Here is a 24,786-nt window from a genome sequence, read left to right on the forward strand (position 1 = left end):
ACAGATGCCTTCTCGATATGAGTGTTATGCCACGCCTCGGTCTACAAGAACGCGTGAACAAGTACGCCCACACCCATGATGAATAGCGCTGCGCAAGCAACCCATTCCAAGCGCAAAGCGATCTCTGGGCGCTTGAACCAGTGCATCGCTTTTGACGCTGCCGTGCTCAAAATCAGCATGTAGATGAATCCAACCGAAGCGAAGATTGCGCCCAGCCCCATGCCCCACACGAAGGTATTAGAACCTTGGGGAATAAAGGTTGGCATCATCGCTAGAAACAGTAGGCCCAGCTTCGGATTGAGCGCAGCCGAGAGCATGCCGGCGGTAAAAGTTTTGCCCAGCGAGTGAACCTGCCGCGCGGTGGTGGAACGGGTTTCGGTGCGAGCGATAGCGCTGTCGGCTTTAGCGACCGCTCGTGATTTGAAAAAACCAGAGAGCCCGAGATAGATCAGATACAGTCCACCGAGAGTCGAGATGACCGTCTCAACGATAGGGAATCGTTGAATGACCGAAGCTGCTCCAGCCCCTGCCAGAGTGGCCCAAGCAAAGATGGCCACCATCATCCCGAGAGCCGCGATGACTCCGTGTAGCTGACGAACCAGCGAATAGCGCAGTACCAAAAAAGTATCCGGTCCGGGTGAAAGTGTCACCATCACGCACACGCCAAGATACGCGCAAAACGAAGCCCAAGTCATGATTCACCATTCTAGAAACCAATTGGCTTGCCCGACTAACTGATGACTTTTCTAGCGCCCCGAAGTGACATCTCATTGGCCCAAACACAATCTATTTGGGTCAATTGGCCGCATGATTGATTTAATGAACTAACCACCTAGTTTGAAAGCAGGCCGCAATGTCGACTCCGAATGGCGAACCACAGAATCCGTACACTTCAGGCCAGCCAAACCAAGAACAAAATCAGCAGTATGGCCAGTCCCGTCAGTATCAGCAGTTCGGATACCAGCAGTCGCCTAATCAGAACTCGCCGTACCAACAGGGTTTTCAGGGTTACCCAAATCAGGGGTACCCAAATCAGAATCAGTTCGTAGGCAGCCAGCTCGCGCAAACTTCAATGATTCTGGGCATCATCTCACTCTTCCTTCTCGGAATCATCCTCGGCCCCATCGCCATCATCAAGGCTCGTCAGGCCGAGCGCGAGTTTAATACTCCAGCAACCGTTGGCAAGGTAACCGGCTGGATCGGCTTAATCCTTGGCCTCATCTACGTGCTGAGTTTTGTCGGTGTGATCGTATTTGCGATCATGGCACCGGAAGCGCCTGAATCCGCTTACAGTTACTAAGCTCAGAAAACGCTTCATACAACAACAAAGCCTCCGAACCACGAATGGTTCGGAGGCTTTGTCTGTATCGGCCCTCTATTCCGTCACCCCATGCGACGGCCTTCGGGAAGTTTTATTTAGGCTTCGGTTGGAAGCACGAAGGAAGCATCGATTTCGATCTTGACCTTGTCGCTGACCAAAACACCGCCAGCTTCAAGAGCTGCGTTCCAGGTGATGCCGAATTCCTTGCGGGAAATGGTGGTGCTTGCGAAGAAGCCAGCGCGGGTTGCACCGAATGCGTCCACTGCCTGGCCACCAAGCTCTACGTCGAATTCAACTACCTTCGAAACGCCACGGACGGTCAGCTCGCCGACCAAGACGAATTCTTCCGAGTCACCCTTGATGCCGGTGGACTTGAAGGTCATGGCTGGGAACTGCTCGGCGTCGAAGAAGTCAGCGCTCTTGAGGTGTCCATCGCGGTTTGCGTCCTTGGTGTTGACCGAGGCGATCTGAACGTTGGCAACAACGCTGGAGTCAGCCAGGGTTTCGCCGACGGTCAGGGTTGCATCGAATTCGGTGAAGCTACCGCGAACCTTGGAGATACCAGCGTGACGGACCGAGAAGCCGACCTCGGAGTGTGAAGCGTCAAGGTTCCAGGTGCCGGAAGTCAGTGCAGATGCAGTCATATCTAAGTCCTTTCATCACGCCAACAATTAGTTGACGGTTCAATTTGTTTTGCTGATACAAGTATTGCACGAAGAAAGTTGAAGCGTCAACAACTTTGCTAAAAATTTTCCTCGTTTTAGAGACTCAACCCGATAAATCGTTTCTGACTTGAATGTTTGCCAGAAAACTTATTTTGCCTCGGCTCCTGTGACGCCCTGAACGTGTCCGCGAACAGCCACACCAGTCTCATTCACCTTTTCAATCATGCGCCCATCACTTGCCGTTGGGAATAACTTCCCGTGAATCTTCAATGACAAAGGCTGGATCCCGACACTTTCAAGTGTCAGGATCCAGCCTTTGGTAGTGAGCAGTTGTCATTGAGCAGTAAGAAGATCAGGCCTACGGCTTGGAGACTAGCCCCTCGCCAACCATCCATTCAAAGGCGACGTCCGCCGGTTCGCGCCCAACCACATCAACTTGGTAGTTCAGTTCCATCAACACCTCATCGGTGAGCAATGGAGCGATCTCACCCATGATCTTTTTGACGTCTGGATGTTCCTTCAAGAATGCCTCGTTGAAGGCCGGAGCAGCGTTGTAACTTGGGAAGTACTTCTTATCGTCCTCCAGCACCGTCAGATTCAGCGCCTTGATACGACCGTCGGTGGTGAACACCTCTCCGAAGTCACAGGCTCCTGAAGCCGTTGCTTGATAGATGGCACCTACGTCGTAGAGACCGATGTTGTTCTCAGATACTTGAGACCCACGATCAATGCCATAGTGTTCCAGCATTGGAGTCAAACCATCACGACGTGAGTTGAATTCAGGATCAACACAGAAGGTTAGGTCTTTCGTATCCAAACTCTTCAGCTCTGAGAGCTTAGTGATGCCCAGACGCTTTGCCGTCTTTTCGTTCATGGCCATGGCGTACGTATTGTTCAGTGGTGCCGGCTTGCCCCAGTTGATGCCATTGGGCACGTCTTCCTTCTGCACCGCTTCCCACTGAGCTTTTTCGCCAACCACTGGTTTCTCATGCCCGAGGTACGTCAACCAGGCTGTGCCGGTATATTCCCACAGCATGCTTGCATCTCCAGAGAGCAAGAGCTGACGTGCAGGCTGAGATCCCGGAACGTTGGTCAAGTCGGTGACATCATATCCGGCAGCTTCCAAGGCAATCACGGAGATCTTGCCCAACAGCAGCTGCTCGGTGAACGACTTAGAAGTCACGGTCACCTTCGGAGCATCAGCAGCGTCGGCAACCGGCTGAATTTTCCCGGGCCCCACTTCTGGAACGGTGCCAGTGGATGGACTCAGGCCACAACCGGTCAAACCGATCACGGCGGCAACGGACAACACCGATAGTTTTAGTACGTGTTTCATGACAGTCCCTTCGGACGTGCAACCTGTTCAACTACTCGCCCCAGCCAATCAATGGTCAGAGCCAGCAAAGCCACCAGCAAGGAACCGGTAATCAGTACGACGTTCAGGTTCAGGTTCACGCCGGTAGTGATCAAGATGCCCAGTCCACCGCCGTTGATGAAAGTGGCCAGCGTTGCTGTACCCACCAAGAGGACCAACGCGGTGCGGATGCCCGAAAGCATGACCGGAACTGCCAGAGGCAGCTCTACCTTGAACAGCACAGACATCAAAGACATGCCAATACCGCGCCCGGCTTCCACGATGCGCTGGTCAACCTGTTGCAATCCCACGATGGTGTTGGAGAGCACCGGAAGAATCGCGTAGATCACCAGTGAAACGATGGCAGTTTTCGATCCAAAGCCAAGCCAAAAAGCTAACAAGACAATGACACCGATAGCCGGTGCAGCTTGCCCGAAGTTAGCGATGGCGCGAACGATTGGGGCAGCGCGCCGCAATGAGGGACGGGTCAGTAGGATGCCCAACGGGATGGCGATAATCAGAACAATGATCGTTGCAATCACCGTCAGTTGCAGATGCTGAAGCGTGTAGCCCCAAATGGTGGCGGGATCCAGTGTCTGGCGCTCAGTCTCGGTGAGATCTGCGCTTAACAGCCAGATAACCAGCACCGCGAAGGCGATGGCAATGCCAATGATCTGCCATATCAGGCTTCGTTTTTCTCCGCTCATACGGGTTCACCATCCGGCGTGATGGCTTCACTTTCAATGTCCACCACATTGATCGCACCAGAATTCAAACCGACCGGCGCGTTGTGGGCTCCATCCTGGGAACCGTTAGCTGCCGCAATGGCTTCCATAACGGTCTGCACCGAGATGACGCCAAGAAGCACGTCGCGACGACCGGTGACCAAAGCGGACTCGGAACTGGCTACCAGCATCGTATCCAGCGCGTCATTCAGGGTTGCCTGCTCGCCAACTACTGGAAGATTCTGATCACGCGTGCCATCGATGATTTCTGCACGCGATAGCTGACGTCGATCCAAACGACGCAATGGGCGGCCACGCGAGTCCAAGACCACAGCGTGTTTGCGCCCGGCACCCTGCAGTTGGGAAAGCACCTCTGAAGCTCGCTTGCCCGGAGTGGTTGTGACTGCTTCTTCCAGCTCAACTTCGTTGACTCGGGTCAAGGTCAGCTGCTTGAGCCCGGCGCCTGAGCCGATGAAGTTTTCGACAAACTCGCTGGCGGGGTTGGCCAGAATTCGTTCTGGCGAATCGTACTGCTCCAGTTGTGCACCTTCGTTGAAGATGGCAATCCAATCCCCCAGCTTCACGGCCTCATCAAAGTCGTGGGTGACACAGACGATGGTTTTCTGAACTTCAGACTGAATATTCAGAAGCTCATCCTGAAGTCGCTGACGGGTAATCGGATCCACCGCGCCAAAAGGCTCATCCATCAGCAAGACCGGTGGATCAGCGGCCAAGGCGCGGGCTACACCAACACGCTGCTGTTGTCCGCCGGAAAGTTCCTTCGGGAAGCGGTCGCGGTACATCTCGGGATCCAGCGAGACCAACTCGAGAAGCTCATCAACACGAGCAGCGATCTTTTCCTTTGACCAGCCCAGCATCTTAGGAACCATGGCGATGTTAGTTGCCACGGTCATGTGCGGGAACAGGCCGCCAGCCTGAATGACGTAACCGATGCGACGACGTAGTTCATCGCCGTTCATTCCGGTCACGTCTTCGCCGTTGATGACGATTTTTCCGCTGGTGGGCTCGATCAGACGGTTGATCATCTTCAGTGTGGTGGTCTTGCCACAACCGGAAGGACCAACAAACATCACGATTGAACCGGCTGGAATTTCCAGGGTGAGTCCCCCGACGGCAGATTTCTTCTGCCCGGGGTAGGTTTTGGTGGCTTCTTCAAGCATGATCGAAGCGCCAGTGACATTCTGGGCAGTCAAAGTTTCGGAATTCTTATTTTCAGACACGGATACCTCGCGGGGTAGTTAGTCGGCCGATGCCGAGCAAAATCAGGTCAAGAATGAGAGCCAGAATCACGACGCCGACAACGCCGGTAACCACTGATTCAAGGGCATTAGCGCCGCCTAAACGGGAAAGACCTTGGAAGATAAATCCGCCAAGTCCAGGGCCCAAGGCGTAGGAAACAACGGCGGCTACACCCATCACCATCTGCGCCGAAACACGCACGCCGGTGAGGATCACTGGCCAAGCAATGGGCAGTTCAACGGAAACAAGGGTTTTCATTCGGCTCATGCCGATGCCCCTGGCTGATTCGACAATGGTTGGTTCAATGTTGTTCAGGCCTACGATGGCGTTGCGCAGAATCGGCAAGGCGGCAAAGAAGGTCACAACGATCACTGCTGGTCCGACACCAAAACCAAACGGGACAATGAGCAAACCGATCAGTGCAAAGGATGGGACGGTCAGGCCGATGGCACTGACGGAGTTCGCGATTCCAGATAATGCCTTATTGCGATACACCAGTACGGCAAGCACTACTGAAATGATGGTTGCCAGAATCAGGCACTGCAGGACAAGCGAAAAGTGTTGCCAGGAGGCGAAGAGGATATTGCGATATCGCTCCTCAAAAAATTCACCCACATTAAAACCTACTTCACTTTAGTTACGTATCAAGCTCGATCTCAGGACGCATAAATCGCCCTGTTCCTGCCCTGAGCTTACCGGGGGTTATCTAGCTCACCAAGGTTCGCGGCGTTTCCTGACTTGGTACATGGGCAGTTAGCTTGCTCAAAACAATGCTTGTGGGAACCTGAAACAGGGTGTGATTTCAACGAGAAATGTAGTGAGATGGAATCATGAAACTTGCAACGCTCCGCCTCACCAGCGAACCAGGACACACCACCGCAGCCGTCATCGAAGATGGCCGAGCCTACTACCTAGACAACCTTGATACCGTCCAGCGATTCCTGCGCTTGGATGAGCCAACGCAGCAGGAAGTCATCGCTCGTGCACTGGTGGGTGAGTCTATTGCTGAAGGTGAAGCTCACTACGCGCCGCTGATTCCTAACCCGTCAAAGATCTACTGCATCGGACTGAACTACAAGTCCCACGCTGCTGAAGTTGGTCAAGAGTTGCCTAAATACCCCACAGTGTTCGCGAAGTTCGCTTCGTCGCTGTGCGGCGCAAACGACGAAGTAGAAATCCCTGTCGAAGATCACCGGGTGGACTATGAAGCTGAACTAGCAATCATCATTGGTACGCCGGGCCGGCGTATCGCCGAAGAAGATGCCGCATCACATATCGCGGGTTACGCCGTATCCAGTGACGTGTCGATGCGAGGCTTCCAAGGACGAAGCTCCGAATGGCTTCAAGGAAAGATTTGGGACCACTCCACTCCGCTAGGTCCATGGCTGGTGACGCCAGATGAGCTAGATCCGGCAGCAAAAATCACCAGTGCCGTGAACGGAGTTATCGTCCAGGAAGGCCAGATTGATGATTTGATCTTCAACGCTGAGCAGTTGGTGTCCTACTTGTCGACGTTTAACGAACTTCAGCCAGGCGATGTCATCCTCACCGGCACGCCTGCCGGAGTGGCGCTGGGACGTCGCGATGAAAATGGCCGTCACCCGTGGCTCAAGCACGGCGACGTGTTGGAGACTCGCATCGACGGTCTGGGTGTCGCCCGGACAACCTTCAACGCTGCACAGCACTAGCTAGCTTTCCCTCATGGCCTGTCAGTTAGAACTGGCAGGCCATTTTTGTCCGCGCTTCATTATTTGTTATTGAGACTCATTCTCATATAGTCTTCAAGACGTGAATGTTATCGTCCTCTCTGCCCTCGACACCTCCTGCCGCGATGCTGGGCTGGAACACCTACGGCGCCACTATCCAGAGGCCATAATCCTTTCCTACGATTTCATCGAGGGAAATCGTTTGGTACGCACCGTTGCAGGGAACGCTGCAGCCGAGCATGGTGAAGCGGTCCTCGAACATCCGTGCATCGGTTGCGCCGTCAAATACGAAATCTTTCCCGCTATTGAACGGCTGGCGCCCCAGGATAACGAAGCCACAATGCTCCTAGGTCTGCCCGCAACGTGGCATAGCGGGTCAGTGCTGGAAACATTGGCCCAAAAGCTTGCCACTGTTGACATCAGCATCAACAGCATCGCACTCTCGCTGGACCCCACTGAACTTGAAGATCACATGTGGGACAAGCACTCCTTATGGGAGTCAGGATTCAGCTCCATGGAGCGCGACCAACGCACCGCCGGAGAGTTTTTCTTCACCGAGCTCATGCAAGCTGACACGGTCCTACCCGTAGAAGGGATGCACACACGGCTGCTGGAATCCCCCAAGGGGCCTCGTCGCATTGGCGGCGAAGACTTTGACACCGGACTTGGCGTGGTTCAACAGATGGCCCCACACGCCACTATCTGCAGTCATGACAGCCAGGTCGGCTCGTTCAATCCCGGTGCCGCCCAGCAACGTACCAGTGCTGGGCACATACCTGATATCTCAGAAGCCTCGTCACCAACAAAACACGCACCAATCCACCTAATCGCAGAACGACCCCTTCATCCCGAACGGTTCCGTGAAGCGCTCCCTGCGCTAGCCGCGACCTGTACCTGCATCCGGGGACGACTCTGGGTGGCCAGTGCACTAAGTGAACGAGTAGCCATCGGAAGTGCAGGACCGCGTCTCTGGATGGAAAATACCGGCTCATGGTCAACTGAAATCGCCGCTTCCGAGCTCTTGCTCTACGGCTCAGAACACGAAGCAGACGAGATTACTAACCTATTCCACCAATGCCAGGTGACAGAGGAAGAGCTGCAAGGGCTATTCTCCGCATCCTGAGTTACCGCCAACATGACCTGCCCCAAAGGAGGTGAAAAATGAAAGTTCGCAACTCTCTTCGCGACCTCAAAAATGCGCCAGGATCCCAAGTGGTTCGGCGTCGCGGACGTATCTACGTCATCAATAAAAAGAATCCAAGACTCAAGGCTCGTCAGGGCTAACGGTCCTCTCTTGCCGGCATCGCGTCTTCGATGCCGGCAAGGCGCCGTCCATCGTGATGATTACCCCGCTCACCAGAGCATTCAGTGACACACATCGCACTCTGCCATAAGATGTCAGCTATGGGAGCTACAAGCTTTCTCTTTGTCACTCACTCGCACAAGGGATGTTGTATACATGGAAGCTCTGGGAACTCTCTTCGGAGATATTTCATCAGTTATTTGGGGACCATTCTGTCTGATCCCGTTGCTACTAGGCACTGGCCTGTACCTGACCATTCGCCTCGGAGGATTGCAATTTATCAAGCTCGCCGCTTCGCTTCGCCTAGGATTGCTCAAACGCAAAGATGATGGTGCTGAAGGCGACGTCTCACAGTTCCAAGCGTTGACGACGGCCTTGGCCGCCACGGTTGGAACTGGCAATATCGTCGGCGTGGCAACAGCCATCGGCATTGGCGGACCGGGCGCGCTGTTCTGGATGTGGGTCACCGGCCTGCTGGGAATGGCATCCAAGTACTCCGAGGCTTACCTCGGCGTCCGCTACCGCGGCACGGATATTGCAGGTGAAAAATCCGGCGGACCGCAGTACTACCTGCAGCGCGGTATCAAAGGCCCATTCGGTAAATTCTTGGCTTTGTTCTTCGCTGTCGCCGCGACTCTGGCCAGCTTCGGCATCGGCAATATGACCCAGGGAAACTCGATCGCCGCCAACCTGGATAATTCCTTTGGCGTCACCCCGTGGGTCACGGGCCTGATCCTCACCATTCTGTCACTGGCTGTCCTTGTTGGTGGCATCAAGTCCATCGGCAAGGTCACCGCCGGCTTCGTGCCGATCATGATCGTGTTCTATGTGGTTGCTTCGATCTACATCTTGATTGCCAATGTCGGTGGCATCCCCGCCGCTTTTGCAGAGATCTTCACTGACGCCTTCACCGGCACCTCGGCCGTAGGTGGCTTCGCCGGGTCTGCAATCATCATTGCCGTACAGTACGGTGTTGCTCGCGGTATTTTCTCCAACGAATCCGGCATGGGCTCGGCGGCTATCGCGGCTGCCGCGGCACAGACCACCCACCCGGTCCGTCAGGGTCTGGTCTCCATGACTCAGACCTTCATCGACACGATCATCGTAGTTACCTGCACCGGATTGGTGATCATCACCACCGGTACTTGGAACAAGATTGATGAAGCCACCGGCGCGCAAGTCTCCGCCGCGTTGATGACCGGCCAAGCCTTCACCCACGGCCTGCCCGGCCAGTGGGGACACTGGGTTGTCACCATCGGCCTGGTTATGTTCGCCTTCTCAACCATCCTTGGCTGGTGCTACTACGGTGAACGCAATATTGAGCGTTTGATTGGTCGACGCGCAGTGATGCCATTCCGCGTTCTCTTCTCGTTGATTGTCTACGTAGGTTGCACCACCGAGCTGACCGCCGTATGGAACTTCTCCGACATGATGAACGGTCTTATGGCCCTACCAAACCTCGTGGGCTTGCTCATCATGTCCGGTTTGATTGCTCGTGAAACCCGCTGGTACCTCAAGAATGATCCGAAGCTGGAAGCCAACAAGGCACAGATTGAGGACTTCATGAAGGACCGCGATGGCTGGAGTGAGTGGAAGTCCGGTGACGTTGTTGGTTCCTCCCAACATCGTCAAGCACATAGCGGATAACACCTCGCTTAATGAGCTAGGCGCGAATTGATGCAAAAAATGATCTCGGTGCGGATCCTGTTTCCAGGATCCGCACCGAGATCATTTGCTGTTAAACCAGGTTCGCAACTAGCCCTCGGAAAGCTTAGGCGTTCCACAGTCCGTAGGAGTCAGCCAGATCCGCAATCTTCTGCGCACGGGCCAAACGCGGCAAGTACGAGCCGTCACCCACCGAAGCGCCAGCGGCGTGGGCTTCGAGAAGTTCCATTGCCCAGGACAGCTCATCTTCGCTAGGTGCCAACGCAGCGTTGATGCCGTCCACGTGGTCGCGGGAGAGCGAGAGCTTACCGGTCATACCCATGGATGCGGTGACGCGAGTTTCCTCAGAAACCTTAGCCGCATCAGAACCAGCTGGTGGTGGACCATCAATGGCGCCGGGAAGCTTTCCAACACGTGATGCGATGACCAGCTTGCCGCGAGCATAGGCCAGCGCCAGTGGGTCATCGGAGACACCGGTGTCTTTGCGGAAGTCATTCACGCCGAAGGCTAGACGGAAAGTGCCAGGAGCCGATGCGATCGAGGTAGCATTCTCGATACCCAATGCGGTTTCGATCAAGGCCAGCACCGGGGTGCCCGCGCGCAGACGCATGGCGCTGTAGGTGACCTGCTCTGGCTGCTCGGTCATGGCCAGCATAATGCCGCGCAGACCTGGTGCCTCAGACAGGGCTGCAAGATCATCGGCCCAGAAGTCGGTATCAATGCCGTTGACGCGCACCCATGCGGTCATGCCATTGGACAGCGCGCGGACTACATTGTCGCGAGCTTGAAGTTTTTTGTCATCAGGGACAGCAGCTTCCATATCGAAGATGACTGAGTCGGCCTCGCTCGCGAGAGCCGGCGCAAAGTCCTCCTCTTTTGCTGCGTTCACCAAAAGCCAGGAACGGGACAGTTTTGCCGGAAGAGCCGCTGCTCGACGATTTCGAATTGCCATAGTTCCCAGACTACTCACTTGGGCCTGAGGGCTTCCACTAGGTATGTACACTATTTGCCTCAATTGAGCCGACCAACACAGTCTGATGTGAGGACAATTACAAACAACGAGACGTTTTCCGGTAATGTCACTAGACGTGGCACTAGGCGAATCTGTCTCCACAAAGATTTATGCTTCACGATGAAGCTGCACGATAAAGGACCCTGCGTGGCAAATATAGAAACTACTGATCCCGCAGAGACTGGACCCGAGCTTAAACGAGCGTTGTCCAACCGACACATTCAGCTCCTTGCCATTGGCGGTGCAATCGGCACTGGCCTATTCATGGGCTCGGGAAAAACCATCTCTGTTGCTGGCCCATCGGTCATCCTGGTCTACATGGTCATCGGCTTCATGTTGTACTTCGTGATGCGCGCTATGGGCGAATTACTGCTCAGCCGCACCGATTACCGCAACTTCTCCGACTTCGCCGGAGACATCCTTGGACCATGGGCTGGCTTCTTCACCGGCTGGACCTACTGGTTCTGCTGGATTGTTACCGGCGTCGCCGACGTCATTGTGATCGCCTCGGTGTACGTCACTTACTGGCTGCCAACCATTCCGCTGTGGATCCCAGCATTGGCAGTCATCGTGCTGCTGATTCTGCTGAACCTACCTTCAGTACGCGGATTTGGTGAAACCGAGTTCTGGTTCGCATTGATCAAGATTGTCGCGATTGTTGTCTTGATTGTCGTCGGCCTGGTCATGATCGTCACCGGCTTCGAGCACGATGGCGCTCAGGCTTCCTTCCTGAACCTATTCAACGGTGAAGGCGGATTCTTCGGTGGCGGACTCATGGGCTTCGTTATGGGCTTCCAAATCGCCGTCTTCGCCTTTGTTGGTATTGAGCTAGTTGGTACCGCAGCTGCTGAAACAAAGAACCCGGAACACAACCTGCCAAAGGCTATCAACGCCATCCCAGTGCGTATTCTGCTCTTCTACGTAGGTTCGCTGGCCATCTTGATGTCGGTCGTTCCTTGGGATCGCTTCACCGCTGATCAGTCGCCATTCGTGATGCTCTTCTCGCTGGCAGGCCTTGGCGCTGCAGCTCACCTGGTTAACGCCGTGGTGCTGACTTCTGCGACGTCATCGGCTAACTCGGGCATCTACTCAACTTCGCGTATGGTCTTTGGACTGGCAACCGACGGTGATGCACCAAAGCTCTTCGGCAAACTCACCAGCCGTCAGGTTCCACGCAATGCGTTGTTCCTTTCCGGCGTTGTGTTGCTCAGTTCGATTGTTCTGCTGGTCTTCGGTCTGGATAAGTCCACCGGCTTCTCGGTAGTCACCACGATCTCCTCGCTGTGCTTCATGTTCGTCTGGACGATCATCTTGATCAGCTACTTGGTCTACCGCAAGCGTCGTCCGCAGGCTCATGACACGTCGGTCTTCAAGATGCCGGGCGGCACCTTCATGCCGTACGTAGTCATGGCGTTCTTCGTGTTCCTACTGTGGGCTTTCACTAAGGATGCAGACACCTTGACTGGCCTGTTGTCAACGCCAATCTGGTTCGTTGTGGTTGGTATCGGCTATCTGTTGCTGCGCAATAATCCTCAGCATCATAAGCTGCGTCAAGCACATGTGGAGCGTGTAGCTGCAGAGAAGCGTGAGGCAGCAGCCTACCTCGCTTCGAAGAAGCACTAATAAGGATCAATCTTCCTTTTTAGGCAAAGCCGTGATCATCCGAATCCATTCGGGTGATCACGGCTTTTCTTTATCCAGGCAAGGACTGCAACGGGTCAATTATTTGGGGATATCATCGCGCCAAAGGGAAGATCTCGACTCACAAAGAGCACTTCTAGCAGTCTCATATTCTCGCCGTACCGACTAAAAGCCCATGGTGCCTCGTGCCTGATCCCTCTGGAAATCTTCGAGAAGTACAACAACGTGGTCTCATTCCACGAACAGTTATGGCCGTGCGCAAAAACTTCATTGTCCTCTAACACTGATCCTGAAAGGCCGTTGAGCAGGTACAAACTATCGGCAAAGTTCAGGCCACGAACCAAAATTCTGGATGCCCTCGCAGGCTGAGCCCGATGGTGTAGGCGTAGGGCTGGCTGAATCGGCCCGGTTCTACAAAAAGTACCTGACGTCCAAAATCACGAATGCACTGATCGCTTCTGGCCTCCACATCTGCAAGGCTCATCCCATCACACATATCGCACATGCTTGCGCTCCTTCTTACTTCGATTGCTGTCCATGAGCTCAGGCTGCTTTGCATTGGACCAGGTGCAGCGCCTTGCGTGCCGGCGTTGATCTGCGCGATGGAGACTCGCAAACTAACAAACGTGGACGATACTCGCCCAGCGCGTCGTCGAAGTCATCAAGATCGTCAAAGTCCTCAGGGTCTTCAAAGTCGTTAAAATCCTCAAAGGCATCAAGGAGATACGCCTCGGCAGACAAGTCGTGGAACTTCAATTCTCCAAAGAAGGCTGTTCCGCTGGTTCCCTCTGTGAAATGTCGGCCGTGGTCGAGGACTTGTTCAGCAAGGTACTTCAATAAGCCAAAGGCTTCGTCTTCACTGCCGGCAAGGGTGGCGATTTCAGCGTGGCCCGAATCCTCAAGACCCTTGGTTGATGCCATGACAAGCGGCGACAGAGGAATACGGTAGGCAAACAACGCATAGCCGCGGCGCTTTATCTCTAATTCGGCCAGAAAGGCCGCTTCTTCCGCAGTGGATAAGGTGCTTCTGATCGTGCACCATTTCGTTACGAAGTCTCTCACTACTACTCCTCCTTGCATGATGTGATGTCAGCAAGTCTCACGCTGATATCAGGCTTGGAGGTTAAGAATCAAACTAGGTGTGGACAACAAAAAAGCGTTGCCCGCAATCACATCGATTGCAGGCAACGCCTTAGGTGCGACACCGACAGGTGCCTACGAGACTACTTAGCCGACTGTGCTTCAGCAGCCACCGCGGCGGCTACAGCTGGCATCACTCGATCATCCAGAGCCGAAGGAACAATGTAGTCCTCAGCCAAGTCATCACCGACCAAATCAGCGATGGCATGAGCCGCGGCGACCTTCATTTCCTCGGTAATTCTCGTGGCGCCCGAGTCCAGCGCACCACGGAAGATTCCAGGGAAGGCCAGAACGTTGTTGATCTGGTTTGGGAAGTCACTTCGTCCGGTGGCAACCACTGCCGCATACTTCTTGGCCACATCCGGCATGATTTCCGGAGTCGGGTTAGACAGCGCAAAGATGATGCCATCTTTGTTCATCTTGGCCAATGCTGCTTCGTCAAACTTCGACGAAGATAGTCCCACCACTACGTCAGCGCCTTCCAAGGCTTCAGCCAATCCGCCCATCACGTCATCACGGTTGGTGCGTCCTGCCAATTCGGCCTTGATGGGGTTCAAGTCATCACGCTCGCGGTGAATGGTTCCCCGCGAATCGAGAACGATCACGTCATCCACTCCTGCCTTGAGCAACAGGTTAGTCACGGCTACACCGGCTGAACCCGCACCGGAGACAACAACCTTCAGCGAGCTGATGTCCCGTTTGGTCTGACGAGCGGCCCCAATAAGTGCAGCCAGGACCACCACGGCGGTGCCGTGCTGATCATCGTGCATCACTGGGATATCCAACGCTTCTATGAGGCGCTTTTCGATCTCGAAACAACGGGGCGCCGAGATGTCTTCGAGGTTTACCGCACCGATGCTTGGGCGTAGACGAATCACTGTCTCAACGATTTCATCAACGTCGGTGGTGTTCAGTACCAGCGGGATGGAATCTAGTTCAGCGAATTCTTTGAATAGTGCGCTCTTACCTTCCATCACCGGCAGCGACGCTGCTGCACCGATGTTGCCTAGGCCTAGCACTGCGGTGCCGTCGGAGATGACGGCAACCAGACGCGAGGCCCAGGTGTGGGTGGAGTGCATGGCTGGATTATCAGCGATCGCTTGGGAAACCTTGGCTACTCCGGGAGTGTACGCAATGGACAGATCACGCTTGGACTTCAGTGGCATCTGCGACTGAACGGTGAGTTTGCCACCGATGTGAGCGTCGAATACTTCTGCATCGGTGATGGTGGACAGGTCTTTGGCGGATTCAATCGACATTGAATGATTCTTCTTTCAAGAAAGTTTTGAACGACGAAAACGCAGTACCCACAAAGCTTGTGGCATAGCGTAGGAACGCGCATGACCATTCATCCGACCGCAACAGAGCTTGACCCGACGCAATTAAGGAGGGCATCAAGCTTCTATGTACACAGTTCCCCGAGGAGCTCAGCCGGGTAAGGCTGAAGGTTCCGTCGTGGTGTGCCGGAAGATGGCTGGTCAGTACTTTCTTTAGACCTACAATTTCCACCATACGGGAACCGTTTGCCGCAATACAACCCCCTTTCGTCGTGGAGCTCTAATATGACTTGTCGTAGCAATATCCACCTCTGGTGCTCATTGCACGCACTTGGTGCGCATCTTGAGGCAAAATGAATTCCATGGCATCACCGACTTCAGCCTTGGGCAGAGTACGTACTTTCGAGTCACTCGACGAAAAGACCACCACACGGTTACGACGCGCGCTGGATGAATCAAACGACACCACGGTGTTTGTGAATGGCACTGCACTACAGCTACCTAAGGAAGCTCATCAGGCGCTCATTGAAGTGCTCGCGCGTTTTGCCAATGGAGAGTCGGTCAGCATCGGAACTCCAGAGTTACTGCTGAACACTTCTCAGGCCGCTCAGATGGCTGGCATTTCAAATAGCTACCTTCGAAAGCTTGCTGATGCAGGAATTATCGAGGTGGAATACCGCGGCACACACCGGCGTATCCGCCCTAGCTCCATTCAGGATTGGTTAGATTCTCGCGCCGAATCCGAGAAGTAGCCGGACGAATACCTGTCCTAGGTTAAGGGCAATGGCCGCACATTGCTGAAGTTCTTGCCAACCGCGAGTTTTCCTGTTGGAATACCAAAGTATTCTATTTGAAAACACATCCTCGCATGGAGCCTGAATGCGAGGAGCGCGCTCCTTACATCAGTGGGAGCCTTGGCCAAGGAGGACCATGAGCACCGCACCCCAGTCCCTAACATCTGCCCACGAAGAATTGCTCTCCGAGCGGGCAGCAGGTATCAAACAGTCTGCGGTACGAGACGTTTTTGAACTCTCCTTGGATCCTTCATTGGTTTCCCTTGCTGGCGGCAATCCTTTTTTGCAATTACTGCCACTGGAAAAGATTGGTGAAATCTCCCAGCGCGTCATCACCGAGCAGGGGCCTGAAGCGTTACAGTACGGCTCCGGTTTGGGCACCGCTCAACTCCGCGCGCAGATCCTCGATGTCATGGCCGCAGAAGGAATCACCAACGTCAAAGTTGAAGACGTAGTGGTAACCAACGGATCCCAATCGGCACAAGATATGGCCTGCAAGGTCTTCTGCGATCCTGGGGATACCGTACTGTGCGAGGACCCGACCTATGTTGGTGCGCTGAATACTTTTGAGGCCTACCAGGTCAAAGCACGTCCGGTAGGCACCGACGATAATGGTCTGATTCCTCAAGCGTTGCGTGAGCGCATCACTGAGCTGCGAGCCTCCGGGGAACGCATCAAGTTCCTCTACACCATTCCGAATTTTAACAACCCTTCAGGCATCACGCTGGCAGCCGAGCGACGCGAAGAAATCGTGGCCATCTGCCGTGAAGAAGGCATTCTGATTCTGGAAGATAACCCTTACGGAATGCTGCGTTACGAGGGAGAAGCGGCGCCAACCCTGCGCAGCTTGGATCCCGAGAACGTCATCTACATGGGTTCCTTCTCCAAGATCTTTGCACCCGGTCTACGCATTGGCTGGGCCGCAGTGCCTACCCATCTGTTCCGTCGTTTCTACTTGGCTGGCGAAGCTGTGGCGCTGTGCCCACCAACCCTGAATCAGATGATCATCAGTGCTTATCTTGAAGAGCATGACTGGAAGGGACAGATCACTAAATACAACGATCTGTACCGTTCCCGTCGCGACGCAATGCTTGATGCCCTAGAAAAGTACCTACCAGCAGAGGTCAGCTACACGCGACCTGAAGGTGGATTTTTCATCTGGTTGACTCTTCCCCAAGGAATCGACACGTATGCGCTGCTGCAACTTGGCGTGAAGGCCGGAGTCATTTTCATTCCAGGAGCGGCGTTCAGCCCAAGCGGACAGGCAGATAACAAGCTTCGTCTAGCGTTCTGCGCCGTTGATGAGGCCACCATCGCTGAAGGTGTGCAGCGTCTATCGACCCTGCTAGCTTCCGCTATCGAAGCAAACGCTAGCTAGGGTCCACCTCTCGCTTAGCTCAGGCGACCGCCAAAGTCATCAGCGATTTCTTTGGCGGTACGTCGCAGCCTTGGCAACAGCTCTTCTTCGATGACTTCAGAGTTGTTCCGGCTGGTCTGTACCGAGATGTTCAGCGCGCCTAGAAGTTTCCCACCGCGAAGCACCGGAACAGCCAGTCCGCGCAGTCCCTCGTCGAGTTCCTGATTAACCAGTGACCATCCCTGCTCGCGGACCTTTGCCAGTTCCTTCTTTAATGCCGCAAGATCAGCCACCGTGTGTTCGGTGTACGGGTGCAGATCTACCCGCTCAAGGAATGTCTCTTGCTCGGCAGGCTCTAGGTGAGCGATCAGCACACGGCCCATCGATGTCACCCAGGCCGGCAGTCGATTGCCGATGGAGACGTTTAGCGCGTGCAGTCGTGGTGCAGTAACGCGTTCAACGTACAGAATGTCTTGGCCTTCAAGCACACATAATGAAGCGGTCTCTTCCAAGTCGCGCGCCAGAGACTGTAGGTGACCCACCGCTGCCTGTGGCAGAGTGAGTCCCGACAAATAGGCAGCACCGATATCCAAAACGCGCGGGGTCATCCGATACGCGTTGCCGTTAGCTTGTAGATAGCCAAGGTCCGTAAGGGTCAGCAGGAACCGGCGAGCCGAAGCGCGGGTCTGGTCCGTTGCCGTAGCCACTTGAGAGACTGTCAATTCGGTGTTGCCAGCTGAAAATGCGAGCAGCACGGCCAAAGTCTTATCCGCAGACTTAACAAAGTAATCTGGCCGCTCTGCCACGTGTATTTCTCCCCAGCTTTATAGGTTTCTGCTCCAGCGGTTGCTCTCAAACTGAGAGGCCAGTCGCACCGGAGCATTAGGCGCTCCATACCCATCGTAGCTAGAACGACGTTCAACTACCTCCAAGAACATGTTGCCAATGGTCTTGGTGTAGAAATGCAAGAATTCCCCCGCTTCATCACGATCATAGAGCAGGTGCAATTCCTTGAGTGTTGTGAGCAGTTGCGAATCAAGGTCAAAGCGTGCGGCCAAGTCTTCATAGTAGTTCGCCGGAACCTGCAAGAACTCCATGCCTCGTGCGCGAGCATCCTTGGCCAACCCAATAATGTCCTCGGTGCGCAGGGCTACATGTTCTGGATATTCATGGTTGCGCTCGATGGCGCTCTCCAGACCATGCGGAACAATATTCAACGCCAGACGCACGCTGGAATCCTCGGTGGAAAGCACCTGCGAACGCACCAGACCCATGGGGCTAGGAACTTCGGTTCCCGGCTGTGCTTTGAGGTTGATGACACTGCTGTAAAACAGCACGGATTCATCAAAGCACTGCCATGGTTGAGCCAGGTTGATGTGGTCAATGCACAGGATGGGCCCATCGTTGACGCCCGTATTAGGCAGCGTCGCTTCTTCAAATTCAATGATCCAGTTTTGTGTATTCTCTGGCGAACTAAAGAAAATCTCGGTGCTGTCAGGGGCAACAAATCCTGGAAGTTCTTGTTCATTAAAGGTTCGCAAGCGCGGGACCTTGGTGGCCAACAAGCTGTTGCCCCGTTCGCCGCTCGCACCGGGATCTAGTACCTGAACGCCAAAACCGGACACCGCTGCTTCAACTCCGCGACTGCGCTGCGAGTTGATGATGATCCGCGCGTCCCCCGAGGTCCATAGCTGCACCGGCTTACGGCGGTGTTGGCCGCGGAAACTAAAGCCCAGTTGGGCCAGCATCCCGCCGACAAGTTCAGGATCCTCGGTACGAATCTCAGCAAAGTCGAATCCGGTGGCGTCTTGAATGCCCGGAAGTTCTTTGAGCTCCAGCGCGTACTGTTCGCCGTTGGATTTTAGTAGCTGTGCCGTCTGAGACTGAAGCCATTGCAGGGACCGCAGGCCGTCGATGGCAGTACGCTCTACGTTGGACTGACGGAATACGTCATTGAAGATTTCAAGGGAAATGATGCCACTGTATCCCGAGCGCACCAGTTCCGCCAAGAACTGATCGAGTGCAAATCCACCCTGCCCCGGGAAGAGCCGGTAGTGGCGGGACCACGACAAGATATCCATCGAAAGCACTGGGGCGTCAGCCAACTGAACAAAGAATATTTTCTCGCCAGGGATATTCGCAATCTCTGCCGGGTCATCCCCGCGCGAAAGAATGTGAAAGCTATCGATGCACAGGCCCACATTCGCGCGGTCCACCTTCTTCACGATCTCCCAAGAGTGCTGATAGGTGTCAACGTACTTGCCCCAGGCCAGCGCCTCATAGGCAATGCGCACATTGTATTTTGCCGCCAGATCCGAGAGCTGTCGGATCTGCTCGATAAACACTTGGTCGTCGTTGATGGTTGCGGTGCCAACGTTGGAGCACAACAACATCAAATCCATGCCCAGTCGATTCATGAGTTGGAACTTCGCTTCGGCCCGATGCAGGTTAGCTTTCAGCTGACTCTCGGTGACTCCCTCAAAATCTCTGAAGGGTTGGAACAGATCCAAGGTTAGCCCCAGGCGTTGCGCCATGGCTTTGACTTCTTCTGGTGACATCGGGCTAACCAGGAGGTCTTGTTCAAAGATTTCGATGCCGTCAAACCCTGCTTTGGCGCAGGCCAGCAGTTTCTCTTCGAGTGTTCCTGAGAGGCATACGGTGGCGATGGATGTACGCATTACAGTCCCTTTTCCAGCAGTTCCAGCAGGTGCTCGCGCACCTGCTGGGCATCTGGCTTGATGCCGGTGATGATTTCAAAAGCGTCCACGGCTTGTCCCACAGCCATATGTCCGCCGTCCAGAACTTGGCAGCCCAAGTTTCGAGCGGCCACGATCAGTTCTGTATCCACCGGGCGGTAGATGCAATCTGCGACCCAGTGTCGGGCTTCCAGAGCGGCAATATCTAGTGGCACCCCTGGGTGGTGATGCATGCCAATCGGCGTGGCATTAAGTCAGCCCATCAACTTGTGCCAGCAACTCAGGCACCTGATCTGGCGTGGCAGCGTGGATGCTGGCCTTGGGGAAGTTTTTGCGAAGTTCTTGGACTCGATGATTCACGCGCTCTTCATCAAGATCAACGGTATGCAGTTCTTGGGTTCCAGAATCCAGCAATGCGTACGCGACGGCGGCACCGGCGCCGCCGGCTCCTAGCTGCAGGACGCGCTGCTTGTTAGCTGCGGGAAGACCGGTGTCGAGAGCGCGAGAGAATCCTGAGGCGTCGGTGTTGTGCCCGTGGAATTTGCCGTCGGTGATGACCACGGTGTTAACCGCACCGATGGCTTTGGCGGTGGGTGAGATGTCATCTAAGTGATCAAGTACGAGTTGTTTGCAAGGATGGGTAACGTTGAATGCGTTAAAACCAAGCTTTGCTCCGGCAATGAGCAATTCTCCGATGTCGCTGGCCGGTAGTTTCAGTTCGGTCAGGTCAATAGGCCGGTAGAGGTATCGCAGACCGTGAACCTCGGCAGCTCTTTCGTGCATCGGTGGGGTGAGCGACGGCATCACACCATCACCGATCAAACCGACCAGATAAGACTCAGCACGTGTACTCATTTTCTCCCGCAACTCTTCTTGTTTACTTCAGGTATTGCCTGAGATGTGATTTACATCTACTGTAATGCAATGAACACATTCCGAACAAGTGTACGCATAGCGAACACTGTTCTTGAGCTTCAGCTTTAAACACTCGACGAGGAGTACCTCCGATGCCATCTCCAGATAGCCTCAACGCATCAGCCGATTCAGGCAGTCAGGGCCGCACCCCGGTCAAAGCTGCCGTCGCTAGCTTCATGGGAAGCGCTGTTGAATACTATGACTTCTTCATCTTCGGTTCAGCGGCTGCACTGATTTTTCCGCACATATTCTTCCCTGATACAAACACCAACGCCGCCGTTATGTCGCTGGCTACCTTCGGCTTCGCCTATGTCGCCCGGCCAGTTGGCGCGATCTTTGTGGGCCACTTTGGTGATCGGATTGGACGGCAAAAAGTCTTGATGTTCACCCTCATCTTGATGGGTGCTTCAACCTTCCTTATCGGCTGCCTGCCTACCTTTGACCAGGTCGGCTGGCTGGCGCCTATCTTGTTGGTCTTCGCCCGCCTCTGCCAAGGACTGTCGGCAGCTGGCGAGCAGGCAGGTGCTTCCTCTATGTCACTGGAACACGCGCCGGATAACCGCCGTAGCTTCTTCACCTCGTGGACGTTGACGGGCACTCAGGGTGGTCAGATTCTTGCCGCCATGATCTTTATTCCTGTGGTGGCCTTGCCTGATGAGATCAAGTACGGCATCGGCTGGCGTATCCCGTTCTGGCTTTCGGCCCTGGTTGTTATCGTTACCTTCTTCATTCGTCGTTCGTTGAATGAGACTCCAGAATTTGAAGAAGCCAAGAAGAACAATGAAATCGCCAAGCTTCCGTTGGCTGTACTGCTTCGTTTCCACTGGAAGGACGTTCTGCGCGTCGTATTCTGTGCCTTCATCGCAGCCGTTTCTACCGTTTATGGAACCCTGGCTATTTCCTACGGCAAGACCATCGGCAACATGGACGAATCCATTACTCTCTGGCTGGTTGTCGCCGGTAATATCGGCGCCCTGATCACGCAGCCATTCTTCGGCATGCTCGCGGACAAGATTGGCCGCAAGCCGGTATTCATCTACGGCGCGCTAGCATCAGCGGCCATCATGCCGTTCTACCTGCGCTCCATGGAATCAAGCAACGCACTACTGCAGTTCGCGCTGTCGGTCCTAGTCTTCTCCTGCGCATACGCTGCAGCGAACTCGGTATGGCCAAGCTTCTACGGCGAAATGTTCTCCTCGCAGGTACGATTCTCCGGACTGGCAATCGGTACTCAGTTGGGCTTCCTCATGGCAGGCTTCGCGCCATCCATCGTGGCTGCCTTGGGCGGGCTTGAAGCCAATGGCTGGGTCCAGATCAGCCTGTTCACCGCGGCGATCGCCGTCATTTCCTCGCTCTCGGCGTTGACTGCACGCGAGACCTATCGGGTTCCCACCAAGCAGCTGGGCCACGCGGTCGAGAAGGTCTCCTAGCCGTCTTTGCAAGCATCCCGGCCCGTTTGGCCTGCCTTCCCTTCAAGGAATGCCAAACGGCCGGGATACTGATTTTAAGGGACGCAAGAATGCCGCCCGGGACCGCCTGGATCTCAAGCGTTGGGAGACTCGTTGATGGCGATGCCAAGGAGCGTCCGCTCATTGGCATTCAGCGCACGCTCTTCACGCCAAATGGCGCGCAACTCGCGCATTAACGCCGGGCCGGCAAACGGTACTTCAACCAACGACCCTTGATTGAGCAGGTTCTCCACCGCCAGCTGGCTGAGCACTGCCGGCCCCATGCCTCCGGCTACCAGCTGGGCGATGGTCGCATTGCTATTGAATTCCGCAATCGGCTTGGCCCGTTCAACGGCGGACAAGGAATTCAAAAAGGCCCTGGTCCCCGAGCCTTCCTCGCGCTCGATGAGCGCGGTTTCCTGCAGCTCTTCCAAGGTCACCGGATTCTTCCGCGCTGCCCAAGGATGGGTAGGCGAAACCACGACCAGCATTTCATCGCGGAACACTTCACGGCTCCTGAGAGACGTGGGCAGCTGAGGTGTTTCAACAAATCCGAAGCCGAGCTGCTCCTGTTCCACCGCCTGGATCACGTCGTGGGAATTCATGATCCTCATTCGCGGAATGACGCTGGGCAGCTTCTCATGCAGCTGCCCGATCCATGACGGGGCCAGGTATTCTGCCACCGTCATGCTGGCCCCGAATTCCAGCTCCTTGTTGCCATGTTCGGCCAGCGAGCGCACACCGGCGGAAAATGCGTTCAACCCGGCGAGCGCCTCACGCGCCCACTGGACGGTCAGCACTCCTTCTGCGGTCAGAGTTGATCCGCTGGTTTTCCTGGTCACCAGCGCATATCCCAATCGGCGCTCGAGGGTTTTCAGCGCCCGCGAGGCGTTGGATTGCGCCATGCCGGCCGCCCGGGCGCCTGCGCTGAGGCTCCCGTGATCGGCAATGCCAACCAGCAACTCCAATGATGAGAATTGCAGCCAATGAGACAGGCTCTGCCCTGCTGGCGAATCGCTATCCATATCATGATCATATGCCCGCGATAGCCAGGAGGCGAATACCGCTGGCTAGCGCATCGGCGGAGAATGGTGAGCATGAACCACCTCTCGGGCTCGACCAGCACTGCTTCTGCTTCCGATGCCGGCATGGCCAGCAGAACGCCGCTGGCCACCCGGCTGCTCTCCGGCCCGGTCCCTGGCGTGCTGTTGTGCCTGGCCGTCGGCGCGCTGTGCATGCTCGCCCGCCATTTCACCAGTTCCGTGAGCGCGTTGCTCATCGCCATTGTGCTTGGCGCCCTGTGGCGCAACCTGGCGCCAGTGCCTCATGTTGTTGATTCCGGAGTGGCACTTTCGGCAAAGAAGCTGCTGCGGTGGGGAATCGTCTTTCTGGGATTCCAATTGTCCTTGGAATCCATCCTTGCTCTTGGCCCCGGCGTGCTGCTGGTGGTGGTTTCATCGGTGACCGTCACGTTCCTGCTCACCGCCTGGATCGGCAAGCTGATGGGTCTGGACCTGGAACAACGGCTGTTGATTGCCATTGGCTTTTCCATCTGCGGCGCGGCAGCTGTGGCTGGGGCTGAAGGAACAATCAAGGCCAAGGAGCATCAAGTAGCCACAGCAGTTGGCCTAGTGGTGCTTTTCGGAACCCTGATGATTCCGGCCATGCCCGCGCTGGGCCTGCTTTTGGGTTTGGATGAACGCGGCATCGGCATGCTCGTGGGCGCTTCAACCCATGAGGTGGCACAGGTTGTGGCCGGCGCTGGCTCGGTGTCGGCAGCCGCCTTGGCCGTGGCCGTCACCGTGAAACTGGCCAGGGTTCTCCTGCTCGCTCCGGTGGTTGCCGGAGTCGGAATCTATATGCGGCGCAAGCACAGCGTTCGCGGCGACAAGAATCCGCCGCTGGTGCCCTTGTTCATTATTGGTTTCCTGGCCACCATGCTGGTGCGCACCACCATGGATCTCCCCGAGGTGTTCATCGACGGCGCTTCCACCGTGCAAACCCTGCTCTTGTCTGCGGCCATGTTTGCCCTGGGGCTCGGGGTCCACCTGCGCAGCATCTTCACTACCGGCGTCAAGGCGTTGCTTCTGGGCGTGATCGCAACACTCATCATCATCACGGTGGCAGCCAGCGGAACCGTGCTTTTCCCACCGGCCTAGTTTTGTAGCCAGCAGAGGACGTCGGCCACGCGAGACTTTCCTCGAAACGGGCCTTGGCCAAAAGCCAATATTGACGCGCTAGTTCTATTGGCAAATATTAAGCCAAGTTGTCTTTTAGGACCCTTCATCACGGATTGCGGGTCACCTTCTGGGAGCGGCACGACTTTGCCTCTTGAAGTCTCCAGAGAATGCGGCAAAGGAACTTGCCTGAATTCAGAACTCGATCATCCGAAGCTCTGAATCCTGGACAAGTCCCTTTGCCGCGCACTTTAAGACCAAGGATCACGATGGCGCACCAAGCCGGTCCGCTGTAAACCTTTCCCACTAACCCTCTGGTTCCGTTGTCGT

Annotated in this window: 22 protein-coding genes and 1 pseudogene; 10 read left to right on the forward strand and 13 right to left on the reverse strand. The window is 55.2% G+C overall.

Annotation, left to right across the window (positions count from 1 at the left end; translation table 11 throughout):
- Nucleotides 1-41: 41 nt before the first annotated feature.
- A complete protein-coding gene (locus AC1Z3F_RS11255) occupies nt 42-695 on the reverse strand; it encodes a LysE family translocator (RefSeq protein ID WP_483565732.1) in 654 nt (217 codons plus the stop codon).
- A gap of 158 nt (nt 696-853) precedes the next feature.
- On the opposite strand from AC1Z3F_RS11255, the gene AC1Z3F_RS11260 reads away from it, so the two are divergent.
- On the forward strand, nt 854-1,300 hold the full coding sequence (locus AC1Z3F_RS11260) for a hypothetical protein (protein ID WP_483565733.1): 447 nt from the start codon (nt 854-856) through the stop codon (nt 1,298-1,300).
- Nucleotides 1,301-1,416: 116 nt separating this feature from the next.
- Here AC1Z3F_RS11260 and AC1Z3F_RS11265 read toward each other — a convergent pair whose 3' ends face one another.
- The 5 genes from AC1Z3F_RS11265 to AC1Z3F_RS11285 form a co-directional block, all read right to left on the reverse strand.
- The gene (locus tag AC1Z3F_RS11265; RefSeq protein ID WP_483565734.1) at nt 1,417-1,965 is read right to left on the reverse strand and encodes a YceI family protein; all 549 of its coding nucleotides are present in this window, start codon (nt 1,963-1,965) and stop codon (nt 1,417-1,419) included.
- A 379-nt stretch (nt 1,966-2,344) separates the two neighbouring features.
- Nucleotides 2,345-3,322, reverse strand: a complete 978-nt coding sequence (locus AC1Z3F_RS11270; RefSeq protein ID WP_131089182.1) for a glycine betaine ABC transporter substrate-binding protein — start codon at nt 3,320-3,322, stop codon at nt 2,345-2,347.
- Nucleotides 3,319-4,047 (reverse strand): ABC transporter permease, encoded by a 729-nt coding sequence (locus tag AC1Z3F_RS11275; protein ID WP_131089183.1) that lies wholly within the window; start codon nt 4,045-4,047, stop codon nt 3,319-3,321. Before AC1Z3F_RS11275 ends, AC1Z3F_RS11270 begins: the two co-directional genes overlap by 4 nt.
- Nucleotides 4,044-5,246, reverse strand: coding sequence for a betaine/proline/choline family ABC transporter ATP-binding protein (locus AC1Z3F_RS11280; RefSeq protein WP_483566957.1), 1,203 nt, complete (start codon nt 5,244-5,246; stop codon nt 4,044-4,046). Before AC1Z3F_RS11280 ends, AC1Z3F_RS11275 begins: the two co-directional genes overlap by 4 nt.
- A gap of 52 nt (nt 5,247-5,298) precedes the next feature.
- Nucleotides 5,299-5,940: an ABC transporter permease gene (locus tag AC1Z3F_RS11285; RefSeq protein WP_444614234.1), complete on the reverse strand. Its 642-nt coding sequence runs from the start codon at nt 5,938-5,940 to the stop codon at nt 5,299-5,301.
- 215 nt (nt 5,941-6,155) lie between these two features.
- On the opposite strand from AC1Z3F_RS11285, the gene AC1Z3F_RS11290 reads away from it, so the two are divergent.
- The 4 genes from AC1Z3F_RS11290 to AC1Z3F_RS11305 all read left to right on the forward strand — a co-directional run bounded on the left by AC1Z3F_RS11290 (nt 6,156) and on the right by AC1Z3F_RS11305 (nt 9,981).
- On the forward strand, nt 6,156-7,013 hold the full coding sequence (locus AC1Z3F_RS11290; protein ID WP_131089186.1) for a fumarylacetoacetate hydrolase family protein: 858 nt from the start codon (nt 6,156-6,158) through the stop codon (nt 7,011-7,013).
- Between the two features lie 100 nt (nt 7,014-7,113).
- The gene (locus tag AC1Z3F_RS11295) at nt 7,114-8,154 is read left to right on the forward strand and encodes a GTP-binding protein (RefSeq protein ID WP_483565735.1); all 1,041 of its coding nucleotides are present in this window, start codon (nt 7,114-7,116) and stop codon (nt 8,152-8,154) included.
- Between the two features lie 38 nt (nt 8,155-8,192).
- Complete coding sequence (ykgO, locus tag AC1Z3F_RS11300; RefSeq protein WP_131089188.1) at nt 8,193-8,315, forward strand: type B 50S ribosomal protein L36; 123 nt, start codon at nt 8,193-8,195, stop codon at nt 8,313-8,315.
- A gap of 175 nt (nt 8,316-8,490) precedes the next feature.
- Nucleotides 8,491-9,981, forward strand: a complete 1,491-nt coding sequence (locus tag AC1Z3F_RS11305) for an alanine/glycine:cation symporter family protein (protein ID WP_262199323.1) — start codon at nt 8,491-8,493, stop codon at nt 9,979-9,981.
- A gap of 124 nt (nt 9,982-10,105) precedes the next feature.
- On the opposite strand, the gene AC1Z3F_RS11310 is transcribed toward AC1Z3F_RS11305, so the two are convergent.
- Nucleotides 10,106-10,951, reverse strand: a complete 846-nt coding sequence (locus AC1Z3F_RS11310; RefSeq protein WP_131089190.1) for an HpcH/HpaI aldolase/citrate lyase family protein — start codon at nt 10,949-10,951, stop codon at nt 10,106-10,108.
- Between the two features lie 180 nt (nt 10,952-11,131).
- On the opposite strand from AC1Z3F_RS11310, the gene AC1Z3F_RS11315 reads away from it, so the two are divergent.
- Nucleotides 11,132-12,634, forward strand: coding sequence for an amino acid permease (locus AC1Z3F_RS11315; protein ID WP_396268417.1), 1,503 nt, complete (start codon nt 11,132-11,134; stop codon nt 12,632-12,634).
- A 561-nt stretch (nt 12,635-13,195) separates the two neighbouring features.
- On the opposite strand, the gene AC1Z3F_RS11320 is transcribed toward AC1Z3F_RS11315, so the two are convergent.
- Nucleotides 13,196-13,714, reverse strand: a complete 519-nt coding sequence (locus AC1Z3F_RS11320; protein WP_483565736.1) for a hypothetical protein — start codon at nt 13,712-13,714, stop codon at nt 13,196-13,198.
- A 161-nt stretch (nt 13,715-13,875) separates the two neighbouring features.
- Nucleotides 13,876-15,051, reverse strand: coding sequence for an NAD(P)-dependent malic enzyme (locus tag AC1Z3F_RS11325; protein ID WP_483565737.1), 1,176 nt, complete (start codon nt 15,049-15,051; stop codon nt 13,876-13,878).
- Nucleotides 15,052-15,431: 380 nt separating this feature from the next.
- Here AC1Z3F_RS11325 and AC1Z3F_RS11330 point away from each other — a divergent pair, with 380 nt between their 5' ends.
- Complete coding sequence (locus AC1Z3F_RS11330; RefSeq protein WP_131089194.1) at nt 15,432-15,821, forward strand: helix-turn-helix domain-containing protein; 390 nt, start codon at nt 15,432-15,434, stop codon at nt 15,819-15,821.
- A gap of 178 nt (nt 15,822-15,999) precedes the next feature.
- Complete coding sequence (locus AC1Z3F_RS11335) at nt 16,000-17,241, forward strand: aminotransferase-like domain-containing protein (protein WP_483565738.1); 1,242 nt, start codon at nt 16,000-16,002, stop codon at nt 17,239-17,241.
- A gap of 14 nt (nt 17,242-17,255) precedes the next feature.
- Here the strand turns inward: AC1Z3F_RS11335 and AC1Z3F_RS11340 are convergent, their stop codons facing one another.
- From AC1Z3F_RS11340 to AC1Z3F_RS11350, 3 genes and pseudogenes are all read right to left on the reverse strand, one after another.
- Nucleotides 17,256-18,026 (reverse strand): IclR family transcriptional regulator domain-containing protein, encoded by a 771-nt coding sequence (locus tag AC1Z3F_RS11340; RefSeq protein ID WP_444614241.1) that lies wholly within the window; start codon nt 18,024-18,026, stop codon nt 17,256-17,258.
- A gap of 18 nt (nt 18,027-18,044) precedes the next feature.
- Nucleotides 18,045-19,898 (reverse strand): bifunctional sugar phosphate isomerase/epimerase/4-hydroxyphenylpyruvate dioxygenase family protein, encoded by a 1,854-nt coding sequence (locus AC1Z3F_RS11345; RefSeq protein WP_483565739.1) that lies wholly within the window; start codon nt 19,896-19,898, stop codon nt 18,045-18,047.
- A pseudogene (locus AC1Z3F_RS11350) lies at nt 19,898-20,771 on the reverse strand (shikimate dehydrogenase). Before AC1Z3F_RS11350 ends, AC1Z3F_RS11345 begins: the two are co-directional and overlap by 1 nt.
- A gap of 152 nt (nt 20,772-20,923) precedes the next feature.
- Here AC1Z3F_RS11350 and AC1Z3F_RS11355 point away from each other — a divergent pair.
- Nucleotides 20,924-22,261, forward strand: a complete 1,338-nt coding sequence (locus AC1Z3F_RS11355) for an MFS transporter (RefSeq protein WP_483565740.1) — start codon at nt 20,924-20,926, stop codon at nt 22,259-22,261.
- A 113-nt stretch (nt 22,262-22,374) separates the two neighbouring features.
- On the opposite strand, the gene AC1Z3F_RS11360 is transcribed toward AC1Z3F_RS11355, so the two are convergent.
- Nucleotides 22,375-23,304, reverse strand: coding sequence for a LysR family transcriptional regulator (locus AC1Z3F_RS11360; protein ID WP_131089200.1), 930 nt, complete (start codon nt 23,302-23,304; stop codon nt 22,375-22,377).
- A gap of 72 nt (nt 23,305-23,376) precedes the next feature.
- Between AC1Z3F_RS11360 and AC1Z3F_RS11365 the strand changes: the two genes are divergently transcribed.
- Nucleotides 23,377-24,438: a YeiH family protein gene (locus AC1Z3F_RS11365; protein WP_483565741.1), complete on the forward strand. Its 1,062-nt coding sequence runs from the start codon at nt 23,377-23,379 to the stop codon at nt 24,436-24,438.
- The last annotated feature ends 348 nt before the right edge of the window (nt 24,439-24,786 follow it).

The organism is Glutamicibacter sp. MOO4 (assembly GCF_056934395.1).

Bases quoted from the DNA above. Each gene is read 5' to 3' on its own strand.
- AC1Z3F_RS11255 (WP_483565732.1), bottom strand. From the start codon at position 695: ATGACTTGGGCTTCGTTTTGCGCGTATCTTGGCGTGTGCGTGATGGTG.
- AC1Z3F_RS11260 (WP_483565733.1), top strand. From the start codon at position 854: ATGTCGACTCCGAATGGCGAACCACAGAATCCGTACACTTCAGGCCAG.
- AC1Z3F_RS11265 (WP_483565734.1), bottom strand. From the start codon at position 1,965: ATGACTGCATCTGCACTGACTTCCGGCACCTGGAACCTTGACGCTTCA.
- AC1Z3F_RS11270 (WP_131089182.1), bottom strand. From the start codon at position 3,322: ATGAAACACGTACTAAAACTATCGGTGTTGTCCGTTGCCGCCGTGATC.
- AC1Z3F_RS11275 (WP_131089183.1), bottom strand. From the start codon at position 4,047: ATGAGCGGAGAAAAACGAAGCCTGATATGGCAGATCATTGGCATTGCC.
- AC1Z3F_RS11280 (WP_483566957.1), bottom strand. From the start codon at position 5,246: ATGCTTGAAGAAGCCACCAAAACCTACCCCGGGCAGAAGAAATCTGCC.
- AC1Z3F_RS11290 (WP_131089186.1), top strand. From the start codon at position 6,156: ATGAAACTTGCAACGCTCCGCCTCACCAGCGAACCAGGACACACCACC.
- ykgO (WP_131089188.1), top strand. From the start codon at position 8,193: ATGAAAGTTCGCAACTCTCTTCGCGACCTCAAAAATGCGCCAGGATCC.
- AC1Z3F_RS11305 (WP_262199323.1), top strand. From the start codon at position 8,491: ATGGAAGCTCTGGGAACTCTCTTCGGAGATATTTCATCAGTTATTTGG.
- AC1Z3F_RS11310 (WP_131089190.1), bottom strand. From the start codon at position 10,951: ATGGCAATTCGAAATCGTCGAGCAGCGGCTCTTCCGGCAAAACTGTCC.
- AC1Z3F_RS11315 (WP_396268417.1), top strand. From the start codon at position 11,132: ATGAAGCTGCACGATAAAGGACCCTGCGTGGCAAATATAGAAACTACT.
- AC1Z3F_RS11325 (WP_483565737.1), bottom strand. From the start codon at position 15,051: ATGTCGATTGAATCCGCCAAAGACCTGTCCACCATCACCGATGCAGAA.
- AC1Z3F_RS11330 (WP_131089194.1), top strand. From the start codon at position 15,432: ATGGCATCACCGACTTCAGCCTTGGGCAGAGTACGTACTTTCGAGTCA.
- AC1Z3F_RS11335 (WP_483565738.1), top strand. From the start codon at position 16,000: ATGAGCACCGCACCCCAGTCCCTAACATCTGCCCACGAAGAATTGCTC.
- AC1Z3F_RS11345 (WP_483565739.1), bottom strand. From the start codon at position 19,898: ATGCGTACATCCATCGCCACCGTATGCCTCTCAGGAACACTCGAAGAG.
- AC1Z3F_RS11355 (WP_483565740.1), top strand. From the start codon at position 20,924: ATGCCATCTCCAGATAGCCTCAACGCATCAGCCGATTCAGGCAGTCAG.
- AC1Z3F_RS11360 (WP_131089200.1), bottom strand. From the start codon at position 23,304: ATGGATAGCGATTCGCCAGCAGGGCAGAGCCTGTCTCATTGGCTGCAA.
- AC1Z3F_RS11365 (WP_483565741.1), top strand. From the start codon at position 23,377: ATGAACCACCTCTCGGGCTCGACCAGCACTGCTTCTGCTTCCGATGCC.